This is a genomic window from Polycladomyces zharkentensis (assembly GCF_016938855.1).
Taxonomy (GTDB): domain Bacteria; phylum Bacillota; class Bacilli; order Thermoactinomycetales; family JIR-001; genus Polycladomyces; species Polycladomyces zharkentensis.
In genome coordinates this window covers 108407-124703 of sequence record NZ_JAFHAP010000009.1, presented here as the reverse complement: position 1 = coordinate 124703, position 16297 = coordinate 108407, and the positions used below count along the sequence as shown (strand labels likewise).

Sequence of the window (16297 nt, the reverse complement as noted above, 5' to 3'; positions counted from 1 at the left end):
CCTCACTTCTCCTGTTCCGCCATCAACGACAACGCGTTGACAATCGCGACGGCCGTCGGACTGCCTCCTTTTCTGCCCCGGTTGGTGATGAACGGCACGTCCAGCTTGGCCAGCTCTTCTTTGGATTCAGCGGCTGACACGAAACCGACGGGAACGCCGACGATCAGGCCGGGATTTGCCTCCCCCGTCCGAACCAACCGGATCAGCTCCAAGAGGGCTGTCGGAGCATTGCCGATCGCGAAAATGCCGCCTTCCGCTTCGCGTACGGCTTTGCGCATGGACACGATGGCCCGCGTCGTTCCCAAACGTTTCGCTTCCGCCGCCACATCCGGATCGGAGATGTACACCCGTACGTCCCCGCCAAACCGCTGAATCCGCGGTTTACTGATCCCCACCTGCACCATCTGAACGTCCGCCACCACCGGTTTGCCCGCCCGAATCGCCGCAATCCCGGCCCGGACGGCATCGGGGTGAAACAGCAGGCTCCGTCCCAACTCAAAATCGGCCGAGGCGTGAATCACCCGCTGGACGACCGGATATTGTTCGTCCGTAAATGAATGCTCGCCCAACTCCTCGGTGATGATGCGAAAACTGAGCTGTTCAATCTCCTCGGGACGTGTGGTGACCGGTTGAAACTCCCGTGGTGTCACGGTTGTCCTCTCCCTTCCATTGCTGTATGTGCCGGATGATCTTGTCCGGTTCGGCATAAACGGTGCCGTAATCCAGACGGGGGCGGGAGATGAGAATCACATGCAATCCCATCTCCAACGCCGTCGTCACCTTTTCGTCCACCGCCCCCGCTTTGCCGCTCTCCTTGGTCACAACCACATCAACGTCGAAATGGCGGTACAACGCCCGGTTCAACTCGGGACCGAACGGCCCCTGCATGGCCACGATCTGTTTTTGCTCGATCCCGAGCGCTGCACATTTCTCCATATTTTCCTTGCGCGGCAACATCCGCGCTACCAGCTGAACACCGGGTTCATGCAGCAGCCGTTTGGCAAACACGTCCAGTGTCTTGCTTCCGGTCGTCAACATGACGACTCCTTTCAACCGGGCGGCCGCTTCCGCCGCCGCCTCATATGAATCGACGACCGTCAGGCGCGGGTGATGGTCATATATCCACGCCGGCCGTTCATAGCGAACATAGGGCACACCCGCGGTCCGAGCCGCCTCCATCGCGTTGCGGGACGCTTCTTCCGCAAAGGGATGGCTGGCGTCGACAACCCCGTACGCACGCGTTTCCCGGATCAGTGCGGCCATCTCCTCCGCCGTCAATCTCCCTACCCGCACATGCAAATCGGCATCCCGCAAACTTTTGGCGGCGTTCTCCGTGACCACCGTTGCCAAAAGCGGATGTCCCGCCTGTCGGATGCGAACGGCCAACTCCCGCGCATCACTGGTTCCGGCCAAAAACAGGATCATTGTCTCTCCTCCCGTTTCGCGAGTGGTACCATGAATCGTCGTCTGCGGTTCAGCGTGCATCATAGCGAACTCCTTGCTTTTGTCCGGTTGCTTCGGGGTAAGTCATTTCCGATTTTTTCGAGGACTGCTGACAGAGTGAATGAACCCATCGCGTTTTCAGGTGCGCCGTTTTCGCTCTCTTCTGCAAAGCCTGCACTCAAAGATCCGTTAAAGCAAATGGACTTACAACGGTTGGTCAACCTGCTCATGGTGGTGATCATCATGATGATGGTGATGATCGTGATGGTGGTGATGAAAATGATGACCGTTGGCTTCGGCGACCGACGCCAACCGCTCCCAATCCAATCCCCGCCCGTCGGCGGCTTTCAACAGCCGGTTCACCATCACGCTGACCAATCCGTCATCCAGCCCGAGATAGTCGGTCATACTCAGCTGAACACCTGCAAACCGGTCACGAAGGTCGCTCAAGCGGCTGTCCATCCGTTTGATAAGCACGCCGGTAAACAGCAGATAGGGCAGGATGATGATGTTTTGAGCCCCCAGCCGAACACATCTCTCCACTCCCTCTTCCCATCCGGGTTCCGTAACCCCGACAAATGCCGTTTCCACCCATCGAACCGGAAGACGCTCCCACAACAACCGCGAGATTTTGAACAAATCGCTGTTGGCCTCCGCATCACTTGATCCCCGGCCCACGACCAGTACGGCCGTATCGCTTTCGCTTCGGTCTTCCGGCAGATCGGCGATGGATCGGACTCGGCGTTCCAAAATGGACACCACCGATTGATCCACCCCGACCGGACGTCCGTATCTGAACGTCACATCGGGATATTGGCGGGCGGCTTCCCGGATCGCGAGGGGGATATGTACCTTGGCATGCCCCGCAAACAAGAGCATGATGGGGAGCACTGTAATCCGTTTGGCCCCTTTTTCCACACATCGGCGGATGCCTGCGGGGATGTCCGGTTCGGCCAGCTCCAAAAAACATGTCTCCACAACCGGAACAGAGAGATGCCGTCCAATCCGTGACGTAAAATCCAGCAACTGGGCGTTCCCTTCCGGGTCCCGACTGCCGTGACCCACAAACAAACAAGCTTCCATCGGTTTTTCCTCCTTGCTTCAGTCCCCGCAGACGATATCCACCGTTACCGGCTGGGGTTGTTCCCGATACCGGAACCCGCTCACCTCTTGGACACGTTTGAAAAACTTGTGGAACCGCTCGTTGGGGTGCCCTTTTTCCGCATATTCCCGCACAACGTTTTCCACCGCCGCCAGCATCTCTTCCGGCGTGAGGCCTTCCGCCACCCGCTGGGCGGGATGGGCATTGCGACCGATCTTTTTGCCGCCCAGAAACAAATCGTACGTGCCGCGTCGGTAGACGATCCCGATATCTTCCGTCACTGCACCGTAACAGGCCATCGCACAGCCGTTGAAGCCGATTTTCAATTCTTTGGGGACGTTCATCCCTCCCAACCGGCGGTTCAACTCCTCGGCGTGCGGAATCGACTCGCCTTTGTCGCCATCGCAAAAATCGCATGCCTTGACCTGTACCACATCGCCGACGGGGTGAACCGACCATCCCGCATCGGTCAGGCGGCGGACCACCGAGTCCGGATCATCGGTCGGAATCCGCAGAATCATTTGATGATCCGGCGTATACGTGATTTCTCCTTTGTCTCCCGCCAGCGATGCCAGTGCGGCCATTTGGTTCGGCGTCCACTTTTTTTCTGCGACACCGGAAGAAATGGCCACTTCCAAAATCGGGGTGACATGGGGCACCGCAGCGGGAGCGGTGCCGATGGCGGGAACCTTGCCTGCGGCCTGAAGAAGCGCCAACGCTTCCTCGGCCCATATGACCGGTTCTTTCGTCTCTTTTGTGCCCGTTGGATGCGGCTTCTCCGTCTGCGCGTTGAGAGACCACGGCTCAGCTTCCGTCCGCAGACGTTCATGCAGCTTCAAAACCTGTTCCTTTTGGGTTAGTGTATATTTGCGCTGGTAACCGCGCGGTGTGATCATCAATCCGTGATGGACAAAAGTGGTGGAGTTGCCGATCAATACTGTTGTCAACATGCCGATCTCATGTTCCAGCATCTCACCCAGCGTCGTGATCACCACGTGTTGCCGTTCCCGATAAGCGCTTTTCACCAGGCCGACGGGTGTGTCCGGTGACCGATACTGAAGCAGGATGCGTTGGGTTTCCACGATCTGGCGGGTACGGCGTCCGCTTTTGGGGTTGTACAGTGCGATAACGAAATCGGCTGCCGCAGCCGCTTCAATCCGGCGGGCGATCATTTCCCAGGGGGTGAGATGGTCACTCAGGCTGATCATACAGGCATCGTGCATCACGGGCGACCCCAGAAGCGCCGCGCAGGAGTTGATCGCTGACACCCCGGGGATCACCTCCACTTCCACGCCTTCACCCGGACGCCATCCTTTTTCCACCAACACCTCATACACCAGCCCGGCCATTCCGTACACGCCTGCATCGCCGCTGGAAATCACGGCCACCTTTTTTCCGCTCTCGGCCAGCTCAACCGCCGTCTGCGCCCGACTGACCTCTTCCGTCATGCCGGTTTGCACGATTTCCTGATTGTCCAATAAATCCCGGATGATGTCGACATAGGTGTTGTATCCGACGATCACATCACTGTCGCGGATCGCTTCCCGCGCCCGGTGCGTCATGTGATCAAAATGACCGGGACCGAACCCCACCACGTACAACTTACCGCGGTTTTGCTCGTTCATTCCTCTCCCTCCTACCTGGACGGAATGGATGGTTGTTTCCGCTCAGCATCCTGTTTGCCGTAGCACATCGGCACCAGTGAACCCTGTTGGTGGTAAAGCGGGCGAATCCACACCGCCGCTCTTTCCACATGAGAAGGCATGACCAGGTCGGCTCCGGCTTCTTTTGCCAAATCACCCGCCGCACGAATCAATCCACCCAAATCGCGAAACCGGGTCGTCAATGCCGACGGCTGGCCGGCCCACACTCTCGCCTGTTCGATCACGGCATCAACCGCTCCCTTTGTGAAATGGGGGATGCGACCGTCCTTCCGCACTTCCTGCGCGATAAAACGGGCCAATCGGAACCGGTTGGCAGGCGTATCCGGCATCGAGTTGTTCATGTGAATCTCATAACCGTAACCCCGAATCCGGGAGCGCAATGCCGGATGCAATCTGTCCAGATCGGGCGGATTGCCTGCCATCACGAGGAGAAAATCGCACGGAACGGGCCTTGTATGAATCATGCTGCCGCTGGAACCTGCATGCCGTCCCGTGATGGCCAGCTCTTTTTCCTGAAAAGCGGTGAGGAGTCGCTGTTGTGTTTCCATGTCCAACGTGGAAATCTCGTCGATGAACAAAATGCCGCCGTCCGCCCGGTGAATCGCCCCCGGTTCCACCAAAGCGTGGGGCGGGGTCTCCAAACCACCCGACTGATAAGGATCATGCCGAACATCTCCCAACAAACCGCCCGCATGTAACCCGGTGGCATCGACGAACGGAACCCCCGTTTCCTCCGAGCGGTCAATCAACAAGCGGGGCATCAGCATCAGCTCTTCCCTCCACCGTCGCCGTCGGGACAAGTGAATGAGAGAATAAGCCAACACCGGGCCGATCGCCAACAACCACCACTCCTGTCGCGTCCAGGCGTAAAACAGTGAAACCGTCATCGTCGTCATGACCAACATCACCATCAAAAACCGGACGGCTTTCAACCGATTGCGGACTTTCATCCGCCACCGGTCCACTTCTTTTCTCCCCTCTCCCGCAGGTACAATCCGCACCAGTGGCTGGTTATATTCGCGAGGATTGGCGCTAACCAGTACATCCCTTTTTTCCGACGGCATCATCGTATCGGCCATTGCCCGGGCCAACATGCTTTTGCCGGTTCCCGGCTCGCCCACCAGTAACACCGAACGGCGTTGTCTCGCCGCCCTTCGCACCCACTCCACCGCGTGATCCTGACCGATCACCTGATCCATGAGCGATTGGGGAACGGGAATGTCGGCGGTTGTTTCCCAGTCCGGCCACACCTCGTCCCATTTCCCGGTTAAGCTCTTCTCTTGTACCACGGATTCCCTCCTTTCCTCCCGACATCATACCGGCCAGAAACGGGTAACCGTCCGCACCCGTTCGCTCGGGTCCGACCGCAATTGTTCGGCGGCTTCCCTGATCGGCAGGCCTGATCGGCCATCGCGCAACAGAGGAATGAAGGCCATCGCCGCCGTTTGGCGCACTTCGGGAACGGGAGATGTCACCCATCCGGAAAACCGGGCCCATTCCCGCTCCCCACCCTGTGCCAACAACTTGGCAACCGAGAAGGCGGCCCCTTCTCGCACGCGAAAGTTTGGATCCTGTGCCAACTGACAGAGCAACTGAGCGGTTTCTTCCTCCCGATACGGCCAACAACCGTACAATTCCCTTCCGGCCAGATGGCGAAGCACCCAATGGGGGTGTGTCGACCACGCCGCCAACACATCGCCCCCCCTGCCCGGCTCTCTGTCCAACAACAAGCGTACCGCCAACAATCCCCATTTCAGTCCACGGTAATCCCACCGGTCCGCCAGCGTACACAACCATCTTTCCCAATGACGCAACAACCATCTGCCCGCCATCATGGCCTCCCTCAGTGACAGGGAATCAACATCAGCGCGTGCCGGAATTCGTGTGTGGCATCATGGATGGGCGGATACCCGGAAAACAACAAGGTGTACAGCACCACGCCCACCATCACCAACACCGCCACCATCTGAAAAGGCAACGACCACAGCCAACGGAATATCCGACGATGTTGTCGCTCATGACCCACTTGATACGCCATACTTACTCCTCCTTTTGGGTTGAGACTGCTGAAAAGGCCCTTGAACTGCCGGCAGCTCCGGATGCACCGTTTTCCCGCTCGCTCCGGTTTCGCTTGCTCAAATGCCGCTAGCGGGAATGTTCGTTTACAAACGGAGTTCCTTTGGTGGAACATACCCTGAGATTGCGCGGCTGCAGCAATCGCGAACCTCACAGCCCGGCAGCAACCTCATTTGTTTCGTGATTCTGCCGGTTTTGTGTTCGTCTTTCCCGCCAAAAAGCCAATCCCGAACCGATCATCATGCCCACAGCCGTTATCCCCAACAGCAACGTGAAAGCCTTTGCCTGTGCCGATCGCGGTGGCGGCAATGTCTCCACATCCACTTGTACCTGTTGAGTTGCAAACGGCTTCGCTTCCCCCGGCCGGTAAGCGAGGAGTAACACTTGATGGGGCGCACCGTCAAAAAATTGAACGGCAAATCGAAAATGTCCGTCCTTTATCTGCACGCGGCTACGGAACACCGTATTCCCATGCTCCTGATTGCGGGCAACCAACTCTATCTCCGCCGGATGAGCGGGAGTTACTCCCGCCAATTTTCCTTGGTAATGTGCCAGATGTCCCACTTCCGCCCGCTTGTCCAACCGCAGTTCGGACCAACCCGTAGAAGGGGCTGCCAGTACAGAAGTATGGGGGATCAACAGCATCATCAGGCATAGCCCGACCCAGACCGGCAGGAGAGAACCCAATCCCCTTTGACGTTTGTTCCATCGGGATCGCCCGCCACCCACCCCGATTTCATCAATGGGAGAACGCCCGCAAGAGACGACAGAACCGGCGGTTAGCAAATCGCGCTTACGTTTCTGCATGGCTTCGAACCCTCCAACGCGTCAAGATATATCCGGACAAACCGCCCAATCCGAACAGTCCGGCGAGCAACAAAAACAGATTGCGCACTTCCTGCGGATTTTCCGGGATGGTCAGTGTCACCGGTTTCGGGACACTTTTGCCCCCATCCGTCCGTTCCAACATGATGTGGTACGTTCCCCGAATCGGAAACAGATACGTGAACCGCACCTTCCCCGCATTGACCGCCATCGTGCTGTCCAGCAAAGGTGTCCCTTCCACCCGGGGAAAATCGGTGGACAGTACACCCGAAGCCGGGGCGAACATCTTCACCCGAACCGATGTACCGTCCGGCCATTCACCGGCGTCCAGTACAACCTGTGCCGGATGCTGGTCCGGAACGGCTTTTTCCAACGGTACCACACGCTCCTGAGCCGGATGCTGTGCCCCGTGATTCTCATCACCGTGGGCCCACGCCGTGGACACCCCCCACCAACAACACACCCCCAGCAAGCATGCTCCTATCACACTGCGAAACATAAAGAACCTCCCCTGCCAAAAAATAAAAGCACCTCCAAATGGAAGTGCTTAAATCGCGCAGTTGTGCCTCAACCCGACCGAATGCAGCGACTCCCGTCTGAGGGCCTGAAAAAGGTACACGAATCCCCAGGCGGGCTGCGCTCATCCAGCGGACAATCGTCCAGCCCGATCTAAACACCTCCCTATCCTCGTAGGTCAACGGTGTTGTTGGAAAAGGCAGGTCTCCTGGCTCATGGATCATCGCGCACCCATACCGGGCCTTCCCATCGTCACACTGACGACAGTGACCGCGGTATCGCTCCCCATTCACAGTGGCGGGACCGCGCCGGATTTTCACCGGCTTCCCTCTTCGGGAGTGGGCGAACCACTCCACCTTTTCCCTTTTGATATACGATTGTCAAACATCACCATCAAAATCTCTATTTATTGTATCGAAGGAAAAAGAGATTCGCAACTCGGAGTTTTTTTCATTGACCGAATGTGAAGTCGATTCCCCCGTTTTTGTTCCGCCGGTCCCAAATCAAGCCTGTTTTCCGTTTTCACCCGTTGTAATGGGAATGGTTATTTTCATCATCATACTGCAATCTTTCTACTTGAAACCGGCTCTGCAAACATCGCCGTCAACGTCTCCTCCCTTTTGAGAGGGATCTGCCTGCCGCTTGGTGATCCGGCACACCCACCACTCAGGATAATTTGTAAGGCAAGTCTATTTACTCCTTTGAAATCCTGGAAATGAAATCGTTCAGGAAACATTCTCCCGTTTCTCGGGGTAAATGCATGTCGATGGTTGATGATTATCCCTATACTGTTTTGGAGTGACGCCTGTAAACTTTTTAAATACCTTGGTAAAGTAGCTTTGGTCGTTAAAATTTAGGCGCGAGCAAATATCTGCCAAGGAGTAATCAGTTAGAATCAGTAATTTCTTCGCTTCTTCGATTTTTTCACGTTGTATATATTTACTCAGGGGGATACCAACTTCTTTTTTAAACAATTGGGACAAATAACCCGGTCTCAGGTCCACTAATTTAGCAAGCTGTGGAATTGTTATTTTTTCATATATATTGTTAAAAATGAAGTTTTTGCATATCGTTATTTCTCTTGAGTATTTTTCGTACCCTATCGGCAAAATCACAAAAAGCCTCTGTCATGATGTTAGTTATTTCTTTTATCTCTGTTAATATGGAGAATGGAAATCGGGGGTCAGAACCGAAGGATTGGTTTACAGTGCAGGAAGCTTCGGAACAAAGGTAGGTACCGGTTTGGGTTCGGCACTCATCGGTTGGATCTTGGCCTTGGGAGGATATGTCGGAGGAAGTGCTACGCAAACAGATTCAGCTCTACTCGCCATTAAAGCCCTATTCATTTATATCCCGCTGGCCATAGGAGTGATTCAATTTGTTCTGTTGCTGTTTTATAAACTTGATAAAGAATATCCTCTGATCATACAGGAGTTGCATCAACGAAGGGGAGAGGTAAGGCTGTAGATGTCACGGCCAATCTACGGTATAAATCGCTACCACACGTGTGGTTAGGAGGAAGCGCATCCCCTGCTGAAATCGTGGGAATTCCAAGAAGGAAACCAACCTGTGAAACATGCAACCGGTAAAAAGACGGCTCTTTCCGGGCCGTCTTTTTTTGTGACCACCCAACTCTTAACAACAACCAAATGACCGGTTCCGGAACCTCTTCCACCTAGACTCCTGCCATCGTGATGCTTTCATGCTTCAGATCCGGTTGAGATCATGTTCGATCTGCTGAAATTTCCTCTTTTCTTTTATCCGTCTTCACTTGAAGGAATGAAACATTCACGTCAACATAGGACAATTTCTGACCGGAAAACTCCCAACATATGATGGGAGATAAGGAGTAAGCGAACAAAAACCTGAACAGTTTTGGGTTCGTTGCTCCCACCATCTCCGTGTACCGCATGCGATCCATAAAGGAGGGGACTCGGATGGATACCGGTTACCCTATACGATGAGCCGTTTGCTCCTTATGTGTATCAAGCAATGCATTCCATGATCGGCAGATGGATTACAGTGGAAACGGCCAGAGGCAGCGTCAGGGGGAGATTGTATTCGGTCCTGCCGGATCATATTGTGGTTGATTCCGGCGGCAGTCCGTTTTTGATCCGTACCCAGCAAATCATCTGGGTCGTACCCACCCCTGACGGGAAAAGGCGCCGGGCACACCAATCTTCTTCTCGCGGGAATGAAGACTGATCCTTCACCTTTCAAGGGAACGTCTAAATCTTTTGTACGGGAACTGAGGGGAAATCATGTTCAAGCGGATCAATCGGCTTGCCATCGAATTGCCCGTTCCCGAACACGGGGACGCCAACGCGGCCGCCGCCGTCCAGGAGTTGCTCGGCGGTCGGTTCGGAGAAATGTCTACGCTGAACAATTATATGTTTCAATCGTTCAACTTTCGTGGCAAAAGGAAGTTGAAACCCTATTATGATCTGGTGACCAGTATCACTGCGGAGGAATTCGGACATGTGGAACTGGTGAGCACAACCATCAATCTGTTGTCCACCGGTATCACCAATCCGGGAGATCCGGATACCACCCCACTGCGTAACGGTTTGGACGCGCGTAATTCGCATTATTTTATTGTGACCGCTCAGACGGCATTTCCCGCCGATTCGACGGGAAATCCGTGGAATGGGAGCTACGTGTTCAACAGCGGCAATCTGATACAAGATCTGCTCCACAATTTCTTCCTGGAAACTCGGTGCCCGCACCCATAAAATGCGTGTATACGAAATGACTGACGCTCCCGTGGCGAGGGAAATGATCGGCTATCTGCTGGTGCGAGGAGGAACGCATATCCTTGCATATGCCAAAGCGATGGAATCCCTGACCGGAGTCGACGTCTCCCGTATGCTTCCCATTCCGAGTCTTGACAATACCAAATTTGATTACGCCAAAAAGTACATCGCGCGGGGATTGAACAACGTCCTTTACACTTGGAGCGACAAGGATTACAAGGATATCGACAAGATTTGGAAAGGAAAGAACCCGGAAACAGGTGAGCCGCTCCGGGTGGTGGTCGGGACACCGGAAGGCGCTCCGATCCCTGATCTCGAAGAGTTACCGGAAGAGTTCGCCCCCGGTATCACCAAGGATCATTATCTCTGGGCTTTGAAGAGATTAAAGAGTTCCTTGTGATGACCCCTTCACCATCAAGCGCAGGTTTCCACCCCAAAGCGAAAAAACGGATGATTCCATGATGAGGTCGAAGTCTTTTCGTTTTGGGGTCGCTTTTTTTACGAATTTTAACGTGACTTGCTCTGCACGGCTGAGGTACCGGAGGCACTCCCTTTGGTCGGCATCTGCTTCATCCGGCGTGGCAGCCCACATCCATCCACGATGGCTTTGTCGAAGCCTGGGTGATTTTAGGTTTCACGAGTCTTTTGCTCGTATTGCCGTTTTCAGTGTTTTTACCCTTCCTTTTTTGATTGCACCCAAATTCTGTCGCGATTGTACCCAAATACTGTATGGCTTACGAGAGGGACAAAGCCTTCCCACGCCCAACGCTCGCTTTCATCCCAACCCTGAAGGGCCGGGTTTTCCCGCTCGCTTTTTTAACTTTCGGCTTCACAAAACAACCGACCATCGAAAAAAGCGATGTACATTTATCAAACACGTCTGGGAGGCATACGGATGGGTTACTACATTCCGGTTGAACGAAATGTCAACCTGTTCGTCGAGGATTGCGATCCTGGATACGGAAAACCAATCTTATTTATACACGGATGGCCGCTCAACCATAAAATGTTTGAGTATCAGTTCAACCAACTCCCCAAAATGGGCTACCGTTGCATTGGGGTGGATTTACGCGGATTCGGCAAGTCGGATCGCCCCTGGTCAGGATACTCGTACAACCGATTGGCAGATGACATCCGTATGGTGATTGATACTCTGCAGTCAGAGGATGTCACCCTTGTCGGACACTCGATGGGAGGAGCCATTGCCATTCGATACATGGCTCGGCATTCAGGGCATAAAGTCTCCAAACTGGTCCTTATCGGGGCTGCGGGCTTCACCAGACGCCCCGGAATACCATATGGACTGACAAAAAAGGAAATAAAGCGTTGGGAACAGTCATGGAGTAAGTTAATCGCAGCTACCTATACCGATCGCCCCAAAATGCTGGATGGTGTTTGGGACATATTTTTCGCACGTTATGTAACGAAGCGTTTGAAAGACTGGTTCCACGGATTGGGAATAGAAGCGTCCGGTCATGCAACGGCGAAGTGTGCAGTTTCCCTTCGAGATGAAGATGTAGGGCAAGATTTTTCCAAAATTGATGTACCAACCGGCATTTTTCATAGTGTACAGGACAAAGTCTGCCCATTCGCGTTTGCCGAATTGATGCATGCCCAAATCAGGGGATCGGAACTCATCCCTTTTCAGTACAGTGGCCATGGATTGTTCTACGAAGAGTTGGAGAAATTGAATCGCGAGCTGATCCGCTTCATCGGATAACAGGGGGATATTGATGAACAAAAACAAACCCCTGCTATCCTTAACCAGATAGCAGGGGTTAACACGCCACACGTCTGAAGACATGGGATTCCCGGGTCGTTGCGTCCGCAGTCCGTTTCCGCTTTGGACAACGCCTGGGTTCAGAGATATGCTATCACCCGATATCCCCTGCAGTTCGACGGCAACGCTGCGTGTACCCGCATGGGCAACGTACCTGCGACCAACGGAAGTGCCCGTGGTATTACCGGTACGCCGGTTCCTCCTGACTCACGCTCATGGTTTTACCCGGTGGGAGTCTTCGCCGCCAGAACCACCTGCCATGACATACAAAATCCGACTGCCAGCAATGAACACAGCTCGATGAGGCCAACGTTTCGTGTTTGCCCTGACCATCCCTGTGAGGGGATCACGTGCAAAGCCGCTTTTCATCCCACGATTCAGCATCCTTTTTGAGGGGGACCGTCCGAAAGCCCACGGATGATCCTTGCCACTCGCCGACAATCCGCCGCAATCATACCAACGGCAGATTGGGTTCCGCATTGAGCGACAAATCGCCCAATTGCCCGTCAAAAAAGCGGTAAGTACCCGCCGCGGCAATCATCGCCGCATTGTCGGTGCACAGCGACAACGGCGGCACACGCAACGTAATCCCGGTTTCCCGGCATCGTGCATCCAGCACTTCACGCAAGCGGCTGTTGGCCGATACGCCGCCCGCCAGTACCAATTGCTTCACACCGGTGTGGGCGACTGCTCTCATCGCTTTTTCCACCAGCACCTCGATGACCGACTCCTGAAAACTGGCGGCCACATCCGCCGGATTGATTGTCTCCCCCCGTTGACGCGCGTTGTGCAGATAATTGATCACCGCAGATTTCAACCCGCTGAAACTGAAATCGAAGGAATCCGGCTCCAGCCATGCCCTCGGAAAATCCAGCACGTCCCTGCCTTCTTTGGCCAATCGGTCGATTTCCGGTCCGCCGGGATACGGCAAATGGAGCAGCCGGGCCACTTTGTCGTAGGCTTCTCCGGCCGCATCGTCCCTTGTCCGGCCCAATCGTTCAAACCGGTTGTGTTCCCGCATCAGAATCAGCTCGGTATGGCCACCGGAAACGACCAGCGCCACCAACGGGAACGAAAGTGGTTCCACCAGGTGGCTGGCGTAAATGTGACCGGCGATGTGATGCACCGGTACCAATGGAATCCCACGTGCAAACGACAGCGCCTTGGCCGCAGAAACCCCGATCAAGAGCGCTCCCACCAAACCGGGACCCTGGGTGACGGCCACGGCGGACAGATCGTCCAATGTGACGCCGGCACGATCCAAGGCTTCCTGAATGATCTGCGTGATCCGCTCCACATGTCGGCGCGAAGCCACCTCCGGTACCACGCCGCCAAACTTGCGGTGCACGTCCACCTGGGAAGAAATGACGTTGGACAATAACCGTTGTCCGTTTTCAACCACGGCCGCCGCTGTTTCGTCACAGCTGGTTTCAATCCCCAGTACCAGTGTTCTGGTTTGATTCAACTGTATGTTCTCCGTCATCTTCATCCAATGTCACCCACATGATCAAGGCATCCTCCTGATTGTCCGAATAATAGCGGGGACGAATGCCTTTGGCTTCAAATCCCAATTTGCGGTACACGTGCTGGGCCACGTGATTGGATACCCGCACTTCCAATGTCATTTTGCCTGCGCCCAACAACCGGGCCAATCGTTTCATATAGGCCAACGTGGCCTGTCCCAGTTTTTTCCCGCGGTATTTCGGATGAATCGCGATATTGGTGATGTGCGCTTCATCCACTATGATCCACATGCCGCAATAACCGGCGATTTCCCCGTCGACGGTGACCACGGTGTAATGCGCGAACGGGCTGTGCAACAATTCGTTGACAAACGCCTCTTTCGGCCAGGGAGTGGGAAACGAGGCGTGTTCCACCTCAAGGATCGCTGGCAGATCGGACATCTTCATCGGGCGAAATTCAATCCGTGAACGTTCCATGCCGGTTCACTCCATTTGTTGCCGAGCTGACCATTTGACTTCCGCTTCGGTTTTCTGAAGATAATTAGGCGCAAATGCCTCATCGGCCACCTGGCCTCGTTGCCAGCGGGCATAAGCCAACTGCCCCAGCATGGACGCTCGCGGAATGTTTTCCGGCGGGCAGCCGAACACCGCTTGGTTGCCGAGTGCGGCCTCAATTTGAGCACGAAAGCGGTTGACATCATCCCCGAGAAACAGCATCGGACCCAATCCCGACAGTTCACTCAGCCACTGTTCGACCGGTACGACTCGCTCTTCCCGGGCTTTCTGTACCAACCCGTCATCGGTCCGTTGATACAGTCCCGTATAGGCACGTTCGCGCCTGGCGTCGAACAACGGCACGATCCCGCCGTCAAAATGGCGACCGTTCATCGCCAATACCGCCAAACTGGACACCCCGATCAGCGGCAATTTCCGGCTCCAGGCAATGGTTTTGGCCGTCGTGACACCGATTCTCACCCCGGTGTAGGAGCCCGGTCCTTGCGCCACCGCCACCGCATCCAAATCATCCACCGAAAGCGCCAAATCCCGCAACAAACGGTCAATCGCGGGCATCAAACGGACAGAGTGATTTCGATGCAAATTGGTTGTCAATTCTCCGAGTACGCGATCTTCCTCCAGGACAGCCACACCCATCACCAATGTGGACGTATCCATCGCCAGGATTTTCATCTTCCGCTCAGCTCCTCACACATCCGCCTGGAACGGTCGTTCCGCAAATGAAGGCGGATCTCCCGTTCACCAGTGGACAGCACATGAAACGTGAACCAGACGGTCTCCTCCGGCATCAGCGGTTGGATACGGCTCGCCCATTCCACCAGCGTGACACCGTCACCGTAAAAATACTCGTCCCATCCCAGATCTTCATCTGCTCCCTCCAACCGATACACATCCATGTGATACAGCGGAAGGCGCCCGTGATATTCCTTGATCAGGGTGAAGGTGGGACTGTCGATGTATGCGTCGATACCCAAACCTTGGGCCACCCCTTGGGTGAATGTCGTTTTTCCCGCACCCAGGTCCCCCTCCAGCGCCAGCACGTCGCCGGGTTGAAGCAGCGGGGCCAAGCGTCGGCCCAGCTCTCTCGTCTCCTGTTCCGATTTGACGATCCAGAGACAAGGTTCATGCATCTCCATCACCCGTCCGTGAAGTGGTTGTAACCCCGTCGTTCCAGTACGGTTCTTCCTTGATCCGTTACCCATTCCACCGCAGGTTTGCCCCGTTCCGTCCAACCAATCCGAAACAAGGTCACACCTTCATTATGCGCCGTTTGTTCCAAGCGCGCAAACACCGCTTCCGGCACGCACCCCACCAATTGAAAGTCTTCCCCTCCGTACAGCGCCCACTCATACGGATCATAACCTGTTTGGCTGGCATAGTCGACCAACGCGTCGGACAAGGGGATTCGATCTTTTTCCAATACGACGCGAACGCCGCTCGCTTCAGCGATTTCCCAACATTCCTGTGCCAAGCCGTCACTGATGTCATTGGCCGCCGCCTCCGCGTCCAAAGACGCCAACAAACGGCCGGCCGCCACCTGCGGAATGGGACGGCGGTGGGCACGGATCAAGTCGGCAAACCGCTTCTTTGTCCCATCGTTTCCGTTCAGCAGCACATGCAAACCCGCGCTCGAATCCCCCACTGTCCCCGTCAGAAACACCACATCGCCCTCACGGGCCGCGGATCGTTTCAGGGCTTGTCCGCCCTCCACCTCTCCAATCACCGTCAAAGTGACAGTCAGATCATGCGGCGCCTTCACCGTATCTCCGCCGACAATCACCAAACCATACCGATTTGCCAAATCATACATCCCCCGGTACAGATCGACCAGCGCATGCTTCTCCCAATGACGGGGAACAGCTAACGAAACGACACCATAACGCGGCAATCCGCCCATCGCCGCGATATCGCTGATGTTGGCCGCCGCCAGCTTCCAACCGATATCCGCGGGGCGCATGGTTTCCGGCAGGAAATGAACGGTTTCGATCATGGTATCGGACGTGATGACAAGGGAAAGATTCAGCGGATGGACAACAGCGGCATCGTCACCCACATCCACCTCAACGGACGGCGGAGGGGACGGTCGATATTTCGTCAACAAGCGGATCAAGGCAAATTCGTCCTGCAATGGAGTGTCCTCCGATCTTCCGCGAATAAAA

At 55.1% G+C, this 16297-nt stretch carries 16 protein-coding genes, 3 pseudogenes and 1 riboswitch; of the genes and pseudogenes, 4 read left to right on the top strand and 15 right to left on the bottom strand.

Translation table 11 applies throughout. The features are described 5' to 3' along the window. Positions 1 to 2: 2 nt before the first annotated feature. From JQC72_RS11005 to JQC72_RS10960, 10 genes and pseudogenes are all read right to left on the bottom strand, one after another. Positions 3 to 650, bottom strand: coding sequence for a precorrin-8X methylmutase (locus tag JQC72_RS11005; RefSeq protein WP_335342444.1), 648 nt, complete (start codon positions 648 to 650; stop codon positions 3 to 5). Next, positions 601 to 1425 carry a precorrin-6A reductase gene (gene cobK, locus JQC72_RS11000; protein WP_205495710.1) on the bottom strand — a complete coding sequence of 275 codons (825 nt, stop codon included), beginning with the start codon at positions 1423 to 1425 and terminating at the stop codon, positions 601 to 603. The genes JQC72_RS11005 and cobK overlap by 50 nt, the downstream gene beginning before the upstream one ends. A gap of 222 nt (positions 1426 to 1647) precedes the next feature. After that, positions 1648 to 2526, bottom strand: coding sequence for a sirohydrochlorin chelatase (locus JQC72_RS10995; protein ID WP_205495589.1), 879 nt, complete (start codon positions 2524 to 2526; stop codon positions 1648 to 1650). Positions 2527 to 2544: 18 nt separating this feature from the next. After that, positions 2545 to 4170, bottom strand: coding sequence for a precorrin-3B C(17)-methyltransferase (gene cobJ, locus JQC72_RS10990; protein ID WP_205495588.1), 1626 nt, complete (start codon positions 4168 to 4170; stop codon positions 2545 to 2547). An 11-nt stretch (positions 4171 to 4181) separates the two neighbouring features. Further along, the gene (locus tag JQC72_RS10985; protein ID WP_205495587.1) at positions 4182 to 5498 is read right to left on the bottom strand and encodes a sigma 54-interacting transcriptional regulator; all 1317 of its coding nucleotides are present in this window, start codon (positions 5496 to 5498) and stop codon (positions 4182 to 4184) included. A 24-nt stretch (positions 5499 to 5522) separates the two neighbouring features. Beyond that, positions 5523 to 6041 (bottom strand): HEAT repeat domain-containing protein, encoded by a 519-nt coding sequence (locus JQC72_RS10980; RefSeq protein WP_205495586.1) that lies wholly within the window; start codon positions 6039 to 6041, stop codon positions 5523 to 5525. 11 nt (positions 6042 to 6052) lie between these two features. Beyond that, on the bottom strand, positions 6053 to 6247 hold the full coding sequence (locus JQC72_RS10975; RefSeq protein WP_205495585.1) for a CbtB domain-containing protein: 195 nt from the start codon (positions 6245 to 6247) through the stop codon (positions 6053 to 6055). Positions 6248 to 6435: 188 nt separating this feature from the next. After that, the gene (locus tag JQC72_RS10970; protein WP_205495583.1) at positions 6436 to 7092 is read right to left on the bottom strand and encodes a hypothetical protein; all 657 of its coding nucleotides are present in this window, start codon (positions 7090 to 7092) and stop codon (positions 6436 to 6438) included. Next, positions 7079 to 7555: a hypothetical protein gene (locus JQC72_RS10965; RefSeq protein WP_205495582.1), complete on the bottom strand. Its 477-nt coding sequence runs from the start codon at positions 7553 to 7555 to the stop codon at positions 7079 to 7081. Before JQC72_RS10965 ends, JQC72_RS10970 begins: the two co-directional genes overlap by 14 nt. Before the next feature lie 252 nt (positions 7556 to 7807). Continuing rightward, a riboswitch (cobalamin riboswitch) is annotated at positions 7808 to 8001 on the bottom strand. 350 nt (positions 8002 to 8351) lie between these two features. Then, a pseudogene (locus JQC72_RS10960) lies at positions 8352 to 8787 on the bottom strand (helix-turn-helix domain-containing protein); the annotation flags it as partial. 12 nt (positions 8788 to 8799) lie between these two features. Here JQC72_RS10960 and JQC72_RS10955 point away from each other — a divergent pair. From JQC72_RS10955 to JQC72_RS10940, 4 genes and pseudogenes are all read left to right on the top strand, one after another. Then, positions 8800 to 9093: pseudogene (locus JQC72_RS10955) on the top strand (MFS transporter); the annotation flags it as partial. Positions 9094 to 9606: 513 nt separating this feature from the next. After that, complete coding sequence (locus JQC72_RS10950; protein ID WP_335342443.1) at positions 9607 to 9831, top strand: YuzF family protein; 225 nt, start codon at positions 9607 to 9609, stop codon at positions 9829 to 9831. A 56-nt stretch (positions 9832 to 9887) separates the two neighbouring features. Continuing rightward, positions 9888 to 10779, top strand: a pseudogene (locus tag JQC72_RS10945) (manganese catalase family protein). 495 nt (positions 10780 to 11274) lie between these two features. Next, entirely contained in the window at positions 11275 to 12099 is an 825-nt protein-coding gene (locus tag JQC72_RS10940; protein ID WP_205495579.1) for an alpha/beta fold hydrolase, read from the top strand. A gap of 511 nt (positions 12100 to 12610) precedes the next feature. Here JQC72_RS10940 and tsaD read toward each other — a convergent pair. The 5 genes from tsaD to thiL are packed head-to-tail and all read right to left on the bottom strand — an operon-like array spanning position 12611 to position 16266. Beyond that, positions 12611 to 13648: a tRNA (adenosine(37)-N6)-threonylcarbamoyltransferase complex transferase subunit TsaD gene (gene tsaD, locus JQC72_RS10935; RefSeq protein ID WP_205495578.1), complete on the bottom strand. Its 1038-nt coding sequence runs from the start codon at positions 13646 to 13648 to the stop codon at positions 12611 to 12613. Then, positions 13590 to 14099, bottom strand: coding sequence for a ribosomal protein S18-alanine N-acetyltransferase (gene rimI, locus JQC72_RS10930; protein WP_205495570.1), 510 nt, complete (start codon positions 14097 to 14099; stop codon positions 13590 to 13592). Before rimI ends, tsaD begins: the two co-directional genes overlap by 59 nt. A gap of 6 nt (positions 14100 to 14105) precedes the next feature. Further along, complete coding sequence (tsaB, locus tag JQC72_RS10925; RefSeq protein WP_205495562.1) at positions 14106 to 14810, bottom strand: tRNA (adenosine(37)-N6)-threonylcarbamoyltransferase complex dimerization subunit type 1 TsaB; 705 nt, start codon at positions 14808 to 14810, stop codon at positions 14106 to 14108. Beyond that, a complete protein-coding gene (tsaE, locus tag JQC72_RS10920) occupies positions 14807 to 15268 on the bottom strand; it encodes a tRNA (adenosine(37)-N6)-threonylcarbamoyltransferase complex ATPase subunit type 1 TsaE (protein WP_302104777.1) in 462 nt (153 codons plus the stop codon). The genes tsaB and tsaE overlap by 4 nt, the downstream gene beginning before the upstream one ends. A gap of 5 nt (positions 15269 to 15273) precedes the next feature. Then, complete coding sequence (gene thiL / locus JQC72_RS10915; protein ID WP_205495556.1) at positions 15274 to 16266, bottom strand: thiamine-phosphate kinase; 993 nt, start codon at positions 16264 to 16266, stop codon at positions 15274 to 15276. Positions 16267 to 16297: the final 31 nt, after the last annotated feature.

Coding starts and splice junctions, on each gene's coding strand:
- tsaE (WP_302104777.1), bottom strand. CDS start 15,268: ATGCATGAACCTTGTCTCTGGATCGTCAAATCGGAACAGGAGACGAGA.
- tsaB (WP_205495562.1), bottom strand. CDS start 14,810: ATGAAAATCCTGGCGATGGATACGTCCACATTGGTGATGGGTGTGGCT.
- JQC72_RS10980 (WP_205495586.1), bottom strand. CDS start 6,041: ATGGCGGGCAGATGGTTGTTGCGTCATTGGGAAAGATGGTTGTGTACG.
- JQC72_RS10975 (WP_205495585.1), bottom strand. CDS start 6,247: ATGGCGTATCAAGTGGGTCATGAGCGACAACATCGTCGGATATTCCGT.
- JQC72_RS10940 (WP_205495579.1), top strand. CDS start 11,275: ATGGGTTACTACATTCCGGTTGAACGAAATGTCAACCTGTTCGTCGAG.
- JQC72_RS10995 (WP_205495589.1), bottom strand. CDS start 2,526: ATGGAAGCTTGTTTGTTTGTGGGTCACGGCAGTCGGGACCCGGAAGGG.
- cobJ (WP_205495588.1), bottom strand. CDS start 4,170: ATGAACGAGCAAAACCGCGGTAAGTTGTACGTGGTGGGGTTCGGTCCC.
- cobK (WP_205495710.1), bottom strand. CDS start 1,425: ATGATCCTGTTTTTGGCCGGAACCAGTGATGCGCGGGAGTTGGCCGTT.
- tsaD (WP_205495578.1), bottom strand. CDS start 13,648: ATGAAGATGACGGAGAACATACAGTTGAATCAAACCAGAACACTGGTA.
- rimI (WP_205495570.1), bottom strand. CDS start 14,099: ATGGAACGTTCACGGATTGAATTTCGCCCGATGAAGATGTCCGATCTG.
- JQC72_RS10970 (WP_205495583.1), bottom strand. CDS start 7,092: ATGCAGAAACGTAAGCGCGATTTGCTAACCGCCGGTTCTGTCGTCTCT.